Annotated in this window: 13 protein-coding genes; 6 read left to right on the top strand and 7 right to left on the bottom strand. The window is 73.2% G+C overall.

Going from position 1 to position 15,355, the window contains the following annotated elements:
* Nucleotides 1-104 precede the first annotated feature (104 nt).
* The 3 genes from ACFY7H_RS02905 to ACFY7H_RS02895 all read right to left on the bottom strand — a co-directional run bounded on the left by ACFY7H_RS02905 (nt 105) and on the right by ACFY7H_RS02895 (nt 3,658).
* Complete coding sequence (locus ACFY7H_RS02905) at nt 105-911, bottom strand: HlyD family efflux transporter periplasmic adaptor subunit (RefSeq protein WP_388932107.1); 807 nt, start codon at nt 909-911, stop codon at nt 105-107.
* 104 nt (nt 912-1,015) lie between these two features.
* A complete protein-coding gene (locus tag ACFY7H_RS02900) occupies nt 1,016-1,255 on the bottom strand; it encodes a hypothetical protein (protein ID WP_388932105.1) in 240 nt (79 codons plus the stop codon).
* A gap of 399 nt (nt 1,256-1,654) precedes the next feature.
* Complete coding sequence (locus tag ACFY7H_RS02895) at nt 1,655-3,658, bottom strand: heavy metal translocating P-type ATPase (RefSeq protein ID WP_388932102.1); 2,004 nt, start codon at nt 3,656-3,658, stop codon at nt 1,655-1,657.
* A gap of 95 nt (nt 3,659-3,753) precedes the next feature.
* Between ACFY7H_RS02895 and ACFY7H_RS02890 the strand changes: the two genes are divergently transcribed.
* Nucleotides 3,754-4,149 (top strand): ArsR/SmtB family transcription factor, encoded by a 396-nt coding sequence (locus ACFY7H_RS02890; protein WP_388932100.1) that lies wholly within the window; start codon nt 3,754-3,756, stop codon nt 4,147-4,149.
* On the opposite strand, the gene ACFY7H_RS02885 is transcribed toward ACFY7H_RS02890, so the two are convergent.
* The 4 genes from ACFY7H_RS02885 to ACFY7H_RS02870 are packed head-to-tail and all read right to left on the bottom strand — an operon-like array spanning nt 4,126 to nt 9,051.
* Nucleotides 4,126-5,640: an ABC transporter ATP-binding protein gene (locus tag ACFY7H_RS02885; RefSeq protein ID WP_388932098.1), complete on the bottom strand. Its 1,515-nt coding sequence runs from the start codon at nt 5,638-5,640 to the stop codon at nt 4,126-4,128. The genes ACFY7H_RS02890 and ACFY7H_RS02885 overlap by 24 nt on opposite strands.
* Nucleotides 5,637-6,488, bottom strand: a complete 852-nt coding sequence (locus ACFY7H_RS02880; RefSeq protein ID WP_388932095.1) for an ABC transporter permease — start codon at nt 6,486-6,488, stop codon at nt 5,637-5,639. Before ACFY7H_RS02880 ends, ACFY7H_RS02885 begins: the two co-directional genes overlap by 4 nt.
* Nucleotides 6,485-7,516: an ABC transporter permease gene (locus ACFY7H_RS02875; protein ID WP_388932092.1), complete on the bottom strand. Its 1,032-nt coding sequence runs from the start codon at nt 7,514-7,516 to the stop codon at nt 6,485-6,487. Before ACFY7H_RS02875 ends, ACFY7H_RS02880 begins: the two co-directional genes overlap by 4 nt.
* Nucleotides 7,504-9,051, bottom strand: a complete 1,548-nt coding sequence (locus tag ACFY7H_RS02870) for an ABC transporter substrate-binding protein (RefSeq protein WP_388932090.1) — start codon at nt 9,049-9,051, stop codon at nt 7,504-7,506. The genes ACFY7H_RS02875 and ACFY7H_RS02870 overlap by 13 nt, the downstream gene beginning before the upstream one ends.
* Before the next feature lie 322 nt (nt 9,052-9,373).
* On the opposite strand from ACFY7H_RS02870, the gene ACFY7H_RS02865 reads away from it, so the two are divergent.
* From ACFY7H_RS02865 to ACFY7H_RS02845, 5 genes are read left to right on the top strand one after another with little or no spacing between them, the layout of a single operon-like run.
* Complete coding sequence (locus tag ACFY7H_RS02865; RefSeq protein WP_388932087.1) at nt 9,374-10,369, top strand: TauD/TfdA family dioxygenase; 996 nt, start codon at nt 9,374-9,376, stop codon at nt 10,367-10,369.
* A gap of 32 nt (nt 10,370-10,401) precedes the next feature.
* Complete coding sequence (locus tag ACFY7H_RS02860) at nt 10,402-11,427, top strand: ornithine cyclodeaminase family protein (protein ID WP_388932084.1); 1,026 nt, start codon at nt 10,402-10,404, stop codon at nt 11,425-11,427.
* Complete coding sequence (locus ACFY7H_RS02855; protein ID WP_388932082.1) at nt 11,418-12,794, top strand: Y4yA family PLP-dependent enzyme; 1,377 nt, start codon at nt 11,418-11,420, stop codon at nt 12,792-12,794. The genes ACFY7H_RS02860 and ACFY7H_RS02855 overlap by 10 nt, the downstream gene beginning before the upstream one ends.
* Before the next feature lie 43 nt (nt 12,795-12,837).
* Nucleotides 12,838-13,866: a cysteine synthase family protein gene (locus tag ACFY7H_RS02850; RefSeq protein WP_388932079.1), complete on the top strand. Its 1,029-nt coding sequence runs from the start codon at nt 12,838-12,840 to the stop codon at nt 13,864-13,866.
* Nucleotides 13,867-13,875: 9 nt separating this feature from the next.
* On the top strand, nt 13,876-15,300 hold the full coding sequence (locus ACFY7H_RS02845; RefSeq protein ID WP_388932077.1) for an MATE family efflux transporter: 1,425 nt from the start codon (nt 13,876-13,878) through the stop codon (nt 15,298-15,300).
* Nucleotides 15,301-15,355: the final 55 nt, after the last annotated feature.

Genomic DNA, 15,355 nt, shown 5'->3' with positions numbered 1-15,355 from the left:
GGTGCGTACGGCCCGGGGCGTCCTGCCCCCGGGGGTGTGCGCGGACCGGCGGCGTCCCGTGGTCCCGGCCGCCGGTCCGGGGCGGCGGCGACGGCGCGGGGCGCTCACGGCAGGAGCCAGTCGACGGGTCGCTGCGCGGCGAGATGGACGGAGCCGGTGACCGGCGTCGGGGAGTCGAGGGTGTACGGGGGTCCGTCCGTGGAGGACCACGCGTAGCCGGACCTGGTGGTGGTGGAGCGCTCCAGGTGTACGAGTACCGCGACCGGGTCGCCCAGCCGGTAGAACTGTTCGGCGAGTCTTCTGTCGCCGAGGAAGCCCCTGAGCTGGGTCTCGGTCTGGGGGACGCGGCCGACCGCCTGGACGCGGCCGCGCAGCACGCCGAACCGCTGCCGGGGGGCGGACTGGACGCTCAAGTCGACCGGGGCGCCGACCGGGATGGCCGGGCCGCTGCCGGCGGGCACGTACAGCACGGCCACCAGCGGGTCTTCGGGACCCCGCACCCGTTCCAGGGTGGCCACCTCGGCGCCGGTCGTGACGACCGAGCCGGTCCTGGCCGCCATCGTCCTCACCCGGCCGCCGGCCACGGCGCGCACGGGCCGGTCGCCCTGGTCCGTGCGGACGGTGAGCAGTGGCGTTCCGGGGGACACGATGCGGCCCTCCTCGGCGAGGACTTCGGTCACCTGGCCCGACACGGGGCTCTGCAGCGTGTAGCTGCCCTCGGCACGGGTGAGGACGCCGGGTGCGCTCTGCTTCGCGGACACGGTGCCGGTGACGGCCCAGAAGCTCGCGGCCGCCATGACGACGACCGTGACGGCCAGTACGAGGCGCCCCTGCGGGCGCGCGAAACGTACGGGCAGGTCGAGTTCTTCGGGCGATTGCAGCTTGGAAAGCGCCTTTTGGCGGAACTGCACGAACTATTCCTTCAACCGCATTCGAATGAAGTGGGAGTGGGATCAAGGGCAGCCGTGAACCCCGGAGCCGCGGGGGGCACTCCGGGGTTCGGGGCATATTCCGATCAGAGACCGGCGATACCGGTGTGCACCGAAACGCCCGTGATACCCGAGACGAGACCGGGGGCGGCACCGACGAGGCCCTGCGCGGCCTGGACGGTCTGGAGGGAGCCCACGGCGCCCAGGACGGTGCTGACGTCGCCGGTCACGGCGCCGGCCAGGCCACCGTTGACGCTGACGATGCCACCGGAGACGGCGTCCAGCTCGGCGTCGTCCATCTCACGGGTCTCAATGTCGTTACGCATGCGTGCGCACCTTTCCTTCATCGAAATGTTCCACGGCCACGGCGGTTCAACGGCCGGAAATGCCGGCCGCTGTTCTTCCGAACCGCCGCGGTGCGCAGATAGAAGCACGCGAACGGGTGACCGGCCTAATTGAGTTGACGCCCCATCACGGCGCCGCCTTCACTCCTGCCCACCGGCGTGCAGCTATGTTCACGCAATGACCACAGTCTCTCCGTGAGATCGAGTAACAGATATGCGCGACCCTCCTCACCCTAGGGCGATATGCGGACATACAGCCAGCAAACGCATCGGCTGGTCCGGCGGTCCGGACGACGACGGAAGGGGTCCGTCCGATTTCGCGCACACCATGTGGAGATTTTCGGAAGATGGCATTCCGGTCCGCGGCGCTGGTGCCTCCGCTCAGCGGCCGGTCGCCGCCTCCGCCCGCCGCCACGCGGACTCGCGCAGCAGCCGCAGGCCGTTGAGGCCGACGATGACCGTGGACCCCTCGTGGCCGAGGACGCCGAGCGGGAGGGGCAGGTGTCCGACGAGGTCCCAGATCACCAGGGCGGAGATGAACACCGAGGCGATCACCAGGTTCTGCGTCACCAGGCGCCGGGCGGCACGGGACAGGGCGACCACCGTGGGTACCGCGGCGAGTTCGTCCCGGGCGATGACGACGTCCGCCGCCTCCAGGGCGAGGTCGGAGCCGACCCTGCCCATGGCGATCCCGGTGTGGGCGGCGGCGAGTGCCGGGGCGTCGTTGACGCCGTCGCCGATCACCAGGACCCTGCGGCCGGCGCCCTCCTGCCGCTTCACGGCGGCGACCTTGTCCTCGGGCAGCAGCCCGGCGCGGACGTCGGTGATGCCCACCTCCCCGGCGACACGGGCGGCGGCACGGGGGTTGTCCCCGGTCAGCAGCGTCGGGGCAGCACCGGTGAGGGCGGCCAGGGCGGCGACGGTGGCGGCCGCGTCCGGGCGCAGCCGGTCGGTGATGCCGAGGAGCCCGACCGGTGCCCCGTCCCGCTGGACCAGTACCGCGGTACGGCCGTCGTCCTCCAGGCTCCCGGCCACCGCCAGGGCGCCCGCCGTCCCGTGTCCGCGGGCACCGGCCAGCCGGAGGGGGGCCCCGACCGCGACCGTGCGCCCGCCGACGGTGGCCCGTACGCCCACGCCGGGAGCCGAGGTGAAGTCCTCGGCGGTCGGCAGGCTCAGGCCCCGCCGGCGTGCGGCTTCGACGACGGCACGGGCGAGGGGGTGCTCGCTGGGGTGCTCGGCCGCCGCCGCGAGCGCGAGGAGACCGTCCTCGTCGAGACCGCTGCCGGGCAGCGGGCGGACGTCGGTGACCTGCGGGGTGCCCTCGGTCAGGGTGCCCGTCTTGTCCAGCGCCACCGCGTCGGCCTCACCCAGTCGCTCCATCACCACGGCCGACTTCACCAGGACGCCGTGCCGACCTGCGTTGGCGATCGCCGAGAGCAGCGGGGGCATCGTCGCCAGCACCACCGCGCACGGAGAGGCCACGATCATGAAGGTCATCGCCCGCAGCAGCGCGCCGGTCAGGTCGTCGCCGAAGGCGAGCGGTACGGCGAACACCGCGAGGGTGGCGAGCACGATGCCGATCGAGTACCGCTGCTCGATCTTCTCGATGAACAGCTGCGTCGGGGCCTTGGTCTCCGAGGCCTCCTCGACCATCGCGACGATGCGGGCGATCACCGAGTCGGAGGCCTCCCGCTCCACCCTGACCCGGAGTGCGCCCGTCCCGTTCAGGGTGCCGGCGAAGACCTCGTCACCCGCCCGCTTCGGCACGGGCAGCGATTCCCCGGTGATGGTGGCCTGGTCGACCTCACCGGCCCCGGACAGCACCCGGCCGTCGGCGCCGACCCGCTCACCGGGGCGGATCAGGATGGTGTCGCCGACCGCCAGGTCCTCGGCGGTGACCGTCTCCGTCCCGCCCGCGCCGAGCAGCCGGGTCACGGTGGCCGGGGCGAGGTCGAGCAGGCCGCGCACCGAGTCCGCGGTGCGGGCGGTGGCCAGGGCCTCCAGGGCGCCGGAGGTGGCGAAGATGACGATCAGCAGCGCGCCGTCCATCACCTGTCCGATCGCCGCGGCCCCGATCGCGGCCACGATCATCAGCAGGTCCACGTCCAGGGTCTTCTCCCGCAGCGCCCGCACGCCGGCCCAGGCCGGCTCCCAGCCGCCCGTCACGTACGCGAGCGCGTAGAGCGGCCCCCAGAGCCAGGGCGGAGCTCCGGTCAGCTGGAGCGGGAGCGCGAGCAGGAACGCGGCGGTCGCCGCCGCGGCCCAGCGGGCCTCGGCCAGGGCGAGGACCCGCGTACGGCGGGGCCGGAGCGCACCCCGGCGGCTCGCGGAGGAAGAGGCGGCGGAGGGGGAGCGCTCGGTGAGCGTGGAAGGCGAGGAAGGCATGGCGAAGAGACCCTTCACGGCACGGGAGGGGCGACACCGTCAGGATACAGGAACGAATGAACATCTCTTCATGTATCGCCGGTAGGATGGTGCCCATGGGCCACGGAGTCGATTCGAAGAGCACGGTCAGCACCCGCGAGCGGCTGGACGCCGTGGGCGCCTCCGATGTCGCCGCGACGCTCCAGGCCCTGGCCACGCCCTCGCGGCTGCACATCCTCGCCCGGCTCCAGGAGGGCCCCTGCCCGGTCGGCGAACTCGCCGAGGCCGTCGGCATGGAGCAGTCGGCCTGCTCCCACCAGCTGCGGCTGCTGCGCAACCTGGGCCTGGTGACGGGTGAGCGCCGGGGCCGCTCCATCGTCTACGAGCTGTACGACGGCCATGTCGCCGAACTGCTCGACCAGGCCCTCTTCCACGTCGAGCACCTGCGCCTGGGCCTGCGCGACGCCCCCGGCGAGGGGTACACCGGATCAGCCGGCGGGCACGAGCGCTGAGGTCGGGCCGCACCCGGCCAGGCGGCCCCCCTCCAGGACGTGCACGGTGTCCGTGTAGGCGCCGATCAGGTGGAGTTCGTGGGAGACCATGGCCACGCTCAGCGCGTGCTCGGCGCGCAGGCGCGTCAGCAGCTCCATGACGGCGCGGGCCGTGTCCGGGTCGAGGGCGGACGTGATCTCGTCGCACAGCAGGATGTCGGGTCCGGCGGCCAGGGCGCGGGCGATCGAGACCCGCTGGCGCTGACCGCCCGAGAGCTCGGCCGGATAGCGGCCGGCGAACCCGGCCGGCAGTCCCACCTGCCGGAGGAGTTCGGCGACCCGGCCGGGTACGGCCGCCCCGGACAGGCCGCCGTGCACGCGCAGGGGCCGGGACAGTGCCGCGCCGACGGTGCGCGCGGGGTTGAGGGCCGCGAGGGGGTTCTGCGGGACCAGTTGGATGCGCCGCTGGTCCTCCCGCGTGCGCTTGCGAGCCAGGGAGGCCAGGGGCCGGCCGTCCAGCTCCAGGCTGCCGGTGTCGGCGGGGTGCAGTCCGGCGAGCACCCGCAGCAGCGTGGTCTTGCCGGAGCCGGACGGGCCGACGATGCCGGTGGCGGATCCGGGGGGTGCGGTGAAGTCGACCGCGTCGAGGACGCGGTGGCGGGTGCCGCCGTGCCGGAAGGTGACGCCGACGGCGCGGGCGCTCAGCCCCTGGCCCTCCTTCCGGGCGGCGGCGGGAGGTCCGGAAGAGGGGCGTGGCGGGGTCCGCGGTGTGGGGACGGCCGGGGGCCGGGCGGGCGTCAGGCGGACCGTGTGGTCGGCGCAGGCGCCGACGAGTTCGGGGTCGTGGGTGGCCATGACGACAGCCAGCCCCCGCTCGGCGGCGAGGTCACGGAGCAGCTCGGCGATCTCGTCGCGCAGGGCGGGGTCCAGTCCCGCGGTGGGCTCGTCGAGGAGCAGGATGTCGGGGGTCCGGGCCAGCGCGCGGGCGAGGGCGACACGCCGTTGCTGGCCTCCGGAGATGGCGGTGGGCCGGCGGTCGGGCAGGCCGTCGCCGAGCGGGAGCCGGCACTCGCTCAGGAGGCCGAGGACGGTGGCGTGGCCGCGGTCGGGGGCCATTTCGGCGACGAGCCGGCGCACGGTCATCCGCGGGTTGAGGGCCGAGCCGGGGTCCTGCCCGACGTAGGCGACGCGCGAGCGCCGCAGTCGCCGCAGCTGTCCGGGGGCGAGGGCGACGGGGTCGTGGCCCAGGACGTCGAGCGTGCCGGCGGTGACGGCGGCGCCGGGCGGGAGGTGGCCGATGAGGGCGCGGAGCAGGGTGGTCTTGCCGGAGCCCGAGCTGCCGGTGAGGGCGGTGACGCGGCCGGCGTGGATGCGTACCGAGGTCGGCCGCAGCAGGACGCTGCCGTCCTCCATCGAGACTTCGAGACCGGTAGCGGTGGCCAGGGGCGGGCTGTCGGGGACGGCCCGGGCCGTGGCCCGAGGTGTTTCCGCCCGGGGTGCGGCGTCGCTCACGAGGTGGTCACCGCCTTGCGTACGGAGTGGGGGGCGAGGGAGGTGGAGGCGAGGTTGACGCTGATGGCGAGCACGGCGATGGCCAGGCTCGGGGCGAGGACCCCCCAGGGGCTGAGGAGGATGCCGGGGGCGTTCTCGCGGACCATCAGGGCCCAGTCGGCGGCGGGTGGCTGGGGGCCGATCTGGAGGAAACCGGCCATGGAGATCACGTAGATGCCCTCGACGAACCGCAGGCCGAACAGGGCGAGGACGGTGGCGCGGAGGTTGGGCAGCAGCTCGCGCACGGCGATGTACGCGAGCCCCTCGCCGCGGGTGACGGCGGCCTCGACGTAGCCGGAGTTCGCCAGGGGCGCCGCGGCGCCGGCGACGATGCGCACCGCGTACGGGGTTCCGAGGACGGTGGCGGCGATGACGACCGGGCCGCGGCCGCCCCCGGGCCAGGCCAGGGCGATGAGCATGATGCCGAGGACGGACGGGAGCAGGATGGACACGTCCGCGGTGCGTTCGACGGCTCGGCCGAGCGCCGGGCGCAGCACGGCGGCGCAGCCCAGCAGGGTGGCCAGCAGGGTGACGGTGACGGCCACGACGAGGGCGCTGCCGATGAGTGCGGTGCCGCCGTGCAGCACACGGCTCAGGACGTCGCGGCCCAGCTGGTCCCCGCCGAGGAGGGCGTCCCGGCCGGGGGTCGCGTAGGGGGCGGTGACGGGGGTGTCGACGGTGTGGGGGGCGAGGAAGGGCCCGCAGAGGGCGAGCAGGACGAGGAGCAGTGCGGGGGCGATGCCGCGCACGGCCCGGATCGGTCCGGGCAGGGGCCGCGTCCTCGTGGCGGCGGCGGTGGCGGCGCTCATGCGCGGACTCCCAGGGTGCGGGCGCGGAGCAGGTCCGCGGCCAGCAGGACGAGGCTGATGACGGCACCGGCGCAGATGACGACCCCGGCGATGAGCGGGGTGTCGCGTGCGGCGACGGCGCCGGCCAGGACGGTTCCGATGCCGGGGTAGTTGAAGAGGGTCTCCACCACGACCGCTCCGCCCAGGAGCATGCCGGTGGAGGTGGCGACGCCCGTGGCGATCGCCGGTACCGCGCCCGGGAGGGCGTGGCGCAGCAGGACGTGACGGGCCGGCAGCCCGTCGAGGACGGCGGCTTCGACATGGGGGGTCGCGGCCTGGTCGGCGAGGGCGCCGCGCACGATGCGGGTGTTCCAGCCGGTCTGGGGGATCACCAGGGCGATGACGGGCATGATCAGCATGGTCCAGGCGGCCGGAGCCCCGTCGGCTCCCGTGACGGTGACGGCGGGCAGCCACCCCGTCCACAGCGACAGGAGCAGCAGGAGCAGGACGGAGATGACGAATTCGGGTACGGCGAAGGAGGCGGTGGCCGTGTGCCCGATGATCCGGTCGGTCAGCCGGCCGGGGCGGGAGGCCGCCCAGCAGCCGAGGGCCAGGGAGAGGACGACGGTCAGGAGGAACGCGGTCGCCCCCAGCAGCAGGGTGTTGGGGAGGGGGTCGGCCAGCAGCTCGGTGACCCGCCGGCCCCGCGCCGAGGTGCCGAGGTCGCCGGTGGGCAGGGCGGTCATCCATTCCCAGAAGCGTTCCCACAGCGGCCGGTCGAGTCCGAGGAGGTGCCGTCGCGCCGCCAGGTCGGCGGCGCTCTCGCCCCGCTCGGCGGCGGCGGTGGCGGCGTCGCCGGGCAGCGCTTCGACGGCGGCGAAGACGACGGCCAGCAGCACGACGAGCAGCAGGGCCCGCCGGGCCGCCGCCCCGGCCGCCCTGGCCGCCCTGGTGGCCAGGGCGGCGGCACGCCGTGAGGCGGCGGCCGCCCCGGGGCGTGCGGGGGCGGCCGCCTTCTCGTCCCGGGCCGGGTGGCTCAACGCAGCCACACGCCCTCGAGCTGGACCCGGCCGTATCCGGCGAGCCTGGGCAGGCCCTGGACCTTGGCGGCGGCCAGGTCGATGCCGTCGGCCATGCCCCACAGCAGGTAGCCGGACCGGTCGTACTCGATCCGCTGGAGCTCCTTCAGGGCGGCGGCGCGTGCGGTCTCGTCGGCGGTTCCGACGACCTTGAGGTAGGAGGCGTCGAACTCCTTGTCGGACCAGGCCGCTTCATTGGTGGCGGCCTCGGTGACCATGGTCTTCGAGGCGAAGAAGACGACCGAGTCGTTGGTGCCCCAGTAGGTGGTGTAGAAGTCGCCGCTCTTCCAGGTCTTGTCCCAGAAGGCGCCGGATTCCTGTTTGACGACCCGGACCTTGACGCCCGCTTCCCTGGCCTGGTTGGCGAAGAGGGTCGCGGACTCGGCGAGTCCGGGGATGTCCTCGGTGGTGACGAGGTCGTAGGTCCGGGACAGGTCGAATCCCGCCTCGGCGAGGAGCTTCCCGGCCTTGGCCAGGTCCCGCGCACGCTGCGGGATGTCCTTGGCGAAGTTCGGGTCCCCGGTGCCCATGATGTCGTTGGAGACGGTGCCGTAGCCGGAGAGGACCTGCTTGACCATGGCCTCGCGGTCGACGATCAGGCGCATGGCCTCGCGGACGCGGGGATCGGCGAACGGGCTGCCCGCGGCGGTACGCATGACGATCGGCATGGCCATGTCGTTGGGGCGGCGCAGGACCTGGACGTCCTTGCGCGCCTCGGCGGTACGGGCGGCGACCGCGCCGACGTTGGAGGCGACGTCGATCTGCCCGGCGAGAAGGGCGTTGGCCATCGCCTGGGGGGTCTCGAACATGGTGACCTCGATGGCGTCGAGGTGGACGGTCCCGCCGTACCACGTGTCGTTCCGCACCAGGCGGGCGTTGCCGCCGCGGTACCAGTCCAGCTTGAACGGGCCGGTGCCGGGCGCCTTCTCCAGCGCGCCGTCGGCGGTGTCCTTCTTCAGGACGAAGGTCGTCAGGCGGGTCAGGAGCGGCAGTTCGGCGTTGGCGTGGTCCGAGACGAGGACGACGGTGTCGGTTCCCTCGGCCGTGATGTTCTCCGGCTTGATGCCGGGCAGGCGGGAAGCGCCGGAGGGGGTGTTGCGCAGGCGCCGCAGCGACCAGACGACGTCGTCGGCCGTCACCGGGCTGCCGTCGTGGAAGACGGCGCCCTTGGCGATCTTGAATTTCCAGGTCCTCAGGTCCGCCGAAGGCTCCCACGAAGCGGCCAGCCGGGGACGGGTGTTGGGCTTGGCGCCGGGAGTCGTGAGGGTGTCGTAGACCAGCGCGATGACGAGGTAGTCGCTCTCGTTGGCCTGGGAACCGTGCGGGTCGCGGGTGATGGCACCGGCGCGGCCGAGTGCGCCGACGCGGAGGGTACCCCCGCTCTTCGGCTTGCCGTCACCCGCCGCGGGGTCGTCCGCGGTGCCGGCTTCCCCGGAGGAGCAGGCGGCGAGGAGGGCCGCCGCGCCCAACGCTCCTCCGGACCAAAGAACTTGACGCCTGTTCATCTTCACGTACGTCCTCGATCCACTGAGCGGGCTGGGGTGTTCTTAGGTTTGCCTATCCTAATGACAACCATTTCCGCAAGCCGTCGTTCGCGATGGGACGCGTATCCGAATCCGGGTGAACGTCAACCCGTTAGTAAGGTTTGCCTTACCTTCATCTCCTGCTAGCGTTCGAATCGTTCGCCGGTTCCGCAGGTTCACGGCTGGCACGCCAACTGCCGTTGAGGCGTTGCCAGTTGACAGTTCCCGCCCCGTCATGGAGAGATGAACCGCGCCAGGAAACCGGGTTCCCCCCTGCCATCCGAACGAAACGGATTCCTTCGCCATGAGCACGGCAGCCGCCCCAGTCCGCCAGCTCAACCCCCACACCGCGGGAGAACTCCGCGACGCCGCGGAGAAACTGCTCGCCACGTTCGGTACGTCCGCCACGAGCCCCGCCCTCCTGGCGCGGGTCCAGGAGGTGGCCGGCGGTTTCGGCGACGCCCTGCGCCACCAGTGCCGCCCCGTCGACACCGCCGACGGCCTGTTCGTCCTGCGCGGCCTCGCCGTCCACGACGGAGCCATCGGCGCGACGCCCGCCAGTTGGGCCACCGCGCACGACAGCGGCGCGGTGTACGACATCGCGCTGCTCCTGCTCGCCACCGTCATGGGCAACCCCATCGCCTGGCAGGGCCAGCAGGACGGCCGCTTCGTCCACAACATCGTCCCCTCCCGGGGACACGAGACCGAACAGACGGGCGCCTCCAGCACCGTGCTCCTCAGCCCCCACACGGAGGACGCCTTCCACCCCGGCCGCGCCCACCTGCTGATGCTCGGCTGCCTGCGCAACCCCGACGGCATCGCCACCACCGCCGCCAGCATCCGTAGGACCCGCCTCGCGGACACCGACATCGCCCTGCTGACCCGGCCGGTCCTGCCGATCCTGCCCGACGACGCCTACCGGGCGGCCCAGGGCTACAACGGCGGGGCCCCGCCCGCCGTACCGGCCCTCCACGCCGGCGAGGACGGGATGACCCTGCGCTACGACCCCGCGTACACCCCCCTGCACGAAGCGGACGCCGCGTACCGGTCCGCGTACGACCGCCTGTCGGAGGAACTCGCCCGCGTCTCGGTGGCCGTCAGCCTCGGCCCCGGCGAGGTCCTCGTCGTGGACAACGACCTCGTCGTCCACGGCCGCGTCCCCTTCCGCGCCCGGTACGACGGCACCGACCGCTGGCTCAAGCGCGCCTCGGTCCGGGTACCCGGACGCCGCACCCGCCCCTCCGCCGAAGCCGGCGAGCACGGATACGGCCAGACCGCCCTCGAAGCACACCCGAGCTGAACTCCCGTCCCGCACCGGAGGAGTGACCCACCATGACGGACACCCCGGCCGCACCCGCCGCCACCCCGGCGGCCTGCGACGGCACACACCTGCGCGTCCTGTCGACCACCGACCTGGCCGGGATCGACGTGTCCCTGGCCGACGTGGTCGCCACCGTCGAGGGCGCCTACCGCACCCTGCACGCCGGCCGGTCCGACAACCCCCGGAAGCTGACCGTCAAACCGCAGGACGGACACTCCGTCTCCTACGCGATGCTGGGCCGGGACGGCTCCCGCGACGTGGTGGCGATCAAAACCTCGTACAAGCACGGCCTGGACAAGGGCCGCGAGGAACAGCACTACTACACCGCGCTGACGCTCTACGACGACAGCACCGGGCTCCCCGTGGCCATGATGGACTGCTCCCGCATCGGCTCGCTGCGCACCCCCGCCGTCTCCGCCCTGCTGGCCCGGGAGTGCGCGGCGCCCGGAGCCCGGTCCGCGCTGGTCGTCGGCACCGGGACCCAGGGCCGCCTCGCCCTGCCGTTCCTGCTGACCACGCTGCCGGAGCTGGACCGGCTGATGCTGTTCGGCACCCACCCCGAGGGCATCGGTTCCGTCCGCGAGCGGTTGCGCGCCCACTTCCCCGACCGGGACGTGGACATCGTCACCGACCTGCGGGCGGCCGCCTCCCAAGCGGACGTCATCGTCGCGACCGCCGGCGCCCACACGCCCGCCGCGATCGAGGCCGACTGGCTGGGGCCCGGCACGCTGTCCGTCCTCGTCGGACACGGGCTCTCGCCCTCGACCCTGCACCACGCGGACCGGGTCATCGCCACCAGCGAGGCCCAGATGCACGTCACCGGCACCGACATGGCCGACGCCGACGGCAAGTTCCCCGCGGTCGACGCCGAGCTGGCGCCCGTGCTGGCCGGGGAGGCCGCGGGCCGCGGGAGCGGCACCGAACGCGTCTTCGCCTACAACAGCGGGCTCGTGGTCACCGACATCGCCCTCGGTCACCGCTTCGCCCAGCTGGCCATCGGCCAGGGCCTGGGCACCGAGGTGCCACTGTGGCAGTGAGCCCCGGCACCGGCCACTCCCCCGCCCTCCCTCCCCTCCCCGACGCCGCGACGGAGGCCGTGCTGGCCAGCGGCCTCCTGCCCGAACTCGCCCACGCCCTCGGCGGCCCCTTCCACTTCCTGCTGCCCGAGGCGTTCGACGCCAACCTGCGGGCCCTGCGGGACGCCCTCGCCGCCGCGGGCGTGGACGGCTTCGTGTACTTCGCGAAGAAGGCCAACAAGGCCGCCGTGTTCGCCGAACGGGCGGCGGCGGGCGGTGCCGGGGTGGACGTGGCCTCCGCCGGCGAGCTGCGCGAAGCCCTCGGGCACGGCGTCCGCGGCGAGCACCTCGTGGTCACCGGCCCCGCCAAGGACACCGTCCTGCTCCGCCTGGCCGTCCAGCAGGGCGCCCTGATCGCCGTCGACGCCCTGGAAGAGCTCGACGCCCTCGTCACCATCGCCCTGACCGGACCGGTGCGTCCCGCCCGCGTGCTGCTGCGCTGCCTTCCCCCGGCCCAGCCGCACAGCCGTTTCGGAATGACCGGTGCCGAACTGGACGCCGCGACGGACCGCTGCGTCCGGGCCGGTGACGCGCTCCGGATGGAGGGCTTCAGCTTCCACCTGTCCGGCTACGCCCTCCAACCGCGCGCCGACCTCGCCGGACACCTCGTCGACCTGTGCCTCAAGGCCCGCGCCCGGGGCCTGGAGGCCGCCCGCATCAGCATCGGCGGCGGCCTGCCCGTCAGTTACACCGACGCCGACAGCTGGCACACCTTCCTCACCCGGCACCACAGCCGCCACTACCACGCGGGCAAGACGTTCCGGACCGGCGACTTCTACCCCTACCACTCGCCGGTCTCCGGCGCCGACGCCCTGGCCGCGCTGCTGGCGGCCCGGCCCGAAGGCCGCGGCCGGCCGCTCGGCGGCCTCCTCAGGGACGCCGGGGTGGTCCTGCTCCTGGAGCCCGGCCGGGCCCTCCTCGACCGGGCGGGGGCCACCGTCTTCCGGATCCAGGGCGTCAAGGAGCGCGCGGGGTACCGGATCCTCACCGTCGACGGCACCAGCCTGAGCCTGTCCGAGCAGTGGTTCAACAGCGAGTACCTGCCCGATCCCCACCTCCTGTCCCAGGACCCCACTGGGCCCGCCGGGGTGTACCCGGCGAGCGTCGGGGCGGCCACCTGCCTGGAGTCCGACATGCTCACCTGGCGCAAGGTCGGCTTCCCCCGCCGCCCCCGCACGGGCGACCTCCTCGTCTACCCGAACACCGCCGGGTACCAGATGGACTCCAACGAATCCCCGTTCCACGACCTCGCCCTGCCGCCCAAGGTCGTCATCGACCGCACCGGCTGCCCCCGCCCCCGCTGGCGCCTCGACCGCCACTCCCCCTGAGCCGGAGACCATCCGACCGTCCTCCCCCTCACAGGAGCTTTCGATGCCCGGAGCACTTCAGCGCCCCGCCGTGGTCTCCCGAGTGTCCGACCTGATCGGCCGCACCCCCCTGCTGGAACTCGCCGCCACGGGGACCGGCAGCCGCCTGCTGCTGAAGCTGGAGATGTTCAACCCGACCGGCACCGCGAAGATCCGTATGGCCCGTGCGATGGTCGACGCGGCCGAGCGGGCCGGCGAGCTGCGCCCCGGGGGCCGCGTCGTCGAGTCCACCTCGGGCAACACCGGTCTGGGACTCGCCGTGATCGCCGCCGAACGCGGTTACGCCTTCACCGCCGTCGTCGACGACCACGCCTGCTCGGACAAGCTCCGCACCATGAAGGCCCTGGGCGCCGAACTCGTCCACGTTCCCGACGCCGGCACCGGCGAGCTCGCCACCGCCGCCCGTGAGGAACTCGCCGAGGAACTGGCCCGCGGCCGGGACAACACGGTCTTCACCGAGCAGCACAACAACCCCGCCAACGGCGTCGGCTACTTCCCCGTGGCGCACGAACTGCACGAGGCGCTCGACGGCGGGCTCGACGTCCTGATCGGCGCGGTCGGCACCGGCGGCGCCCTGTGCGGCACCAGCCGGGAGCTGCGCAAGCTGATGTCCGGCTTCACGGTCATCGGTGTCGAGCCCAAGGGGTCCATCGCCTTCGGCGGCCCGGCCCACGACTACTACCAGTCCGGCACCGGCACTCCCGAAGGCGCGGAGATCGGTGCCCTCGTCGACTTCGACCTGATCGACGAAGGGGTCAAGGTCGGCGACGTCGAGGCCTTCGCGACCTGCCGCGCGGTGGCCCGTACCGGTCTGCTCATCGGCGGATCCGCCGGCGGCGTCGTGTACGAGGCGCTGACCCGTCTGACCGCCCTGCCCCCGGGCACCACCATGGTCGCCCTCGTCAACGACGGCGGTGAGAAGTACATGGACACCGTCTTCGACGACGCGTGGATGCGGGAACGAGGCCTCCTCGACACCGAGGCGGAGCGCGAGATCGACGAACTCCTCACCAAACTCCGCAGGAAGCGGTGATCCTGACTCATGCTGACCACCCTCCTCCGCGACAGCCGCGCACTGGCCTCCCTGGCCGTGCCCCTCGTCCTCACCCAGCTCGCGCAGGTCGCGCTGACGACCACCGACACGGTGATGATGGGTTTCCTCGGGACCGAGGAGCTCGCCGCCGGCGGCCTGGCCCTCGTGATCTTCAACCAGCTCCGCACCATGGGCGTCGGCCTGGTCACCGCCGTGGGCAACCAGATAGCCGCCGCCGCGGCCAGAGCCGAGCGGGCCGGCGAGGGCGGGGCGGACGGCGGAGGGGCGGTCGGAGGGGGCGGGGCGAACGAGGAGGTCCGGGGCATCGTCCGCGCGAGCCTGGCCGTCGCCACGCTCGCGGGGACGGCCGGCGCCGTCCTCATGGTCCTCCTTGGCCAGGCGCTGATCTGGCTCGGCCAGGACGCCGCGGTCGTCGAGCGCACCCGGACGATGCTGCTCGCCCTCGCCCCCGGCCTGCTGCCCTGCCTGTGGTTCCAGGCCGTCCGCCAGTTCACCGTCGGCATGCGCCGCCCGCAGGGCCTGCTCCGGATCACCCTCGCGTCCGTGGCCGTCAACGCGGGCCTGAACTGGGTCCTCGTCCACGGCACATGGGGTCTGCCCCGGCTGGGTCTGACCGGCATCGGCGTCGCCACCTCGACGGTCTACCTCCTGTCGTTCACCGCCCTGTACCTCTCCGCGAGGAAGGACGGCGAGCTGGCGCCACTGCTCACGCCGAACGTCTTCAGGGCCGACCCGGCCACCGTCAGGCGCCTCGTCGCACTGGGCGTCCCCATAGCCGCCACCTACGGCTCCGAAGCCGGGTTCTTCTCCATCACCGCGCTGATGGCAGGCTCCTTCGGCCCCGACGCCCTCGCCGCGCACACGGCCGTCAACCAGCTCGTCTACATCGTCTTCCAGGTCGCCGTCGGGCTCTCGCACGCCGCCTCGATCAACGTCAGCCGCGAACTGGCGCTGGGCCGCACGGATCACGCCCGGCGCATCAAGAACACCGCGCTCGCCTGCGCCGCCGCCGTCATGGCCGCCGTCGGCGTCCTCTACCTGACGCTCCCCGGTCTGGTCCTGGCCCCCTTCCTCGACTCCGGACCCGGCTCTGGGCAGGCCCTGACGATCGCCACCCAGCTGCTGGTCGTCACCGCCTTCCTCCAGTTCTTCGACTGCGCCCAGAACATAGGGGTCGGACTCCTGCGGGGGCTCGACGACACCAAGAGCGGTTTCCGCATCACCGTCATCGGCTACTGGGCCGTCGGGCTGCCCGCCTCCTGGCTCCTCGCCTACGCGCTCGGCCTCGACCTCCTCGGCATCTGGCTCGGCCTGCTCACCGGCCTGGCCACCACCGCCGTCCTGCTGCTGCGCCGCTACTCCGCCTCGCTCGCCCTGCGCGGCGACCCCACGGCCATGACGGCCCCCGCGTAGCGCCGGGGAGGGTTCCCCGGGCCGGTTCCGCGTGACGGGCCGTCCCGGCCGCCGG

Source organism: Streptomyces sp. NPDC012794 (genome assembly GCF_042901085.1).
In the GTDB taxonomy this organism is placed as follows: Bacteria; Actinomycetota; Actinomycetes; order Streptomycetales; family Streptomycetaceae; genus Streptomyces.
Note: the sequence above shows the minus strand (reverse complement) of the source record. Positions and strands in the feature narration are given on the sequence as shown.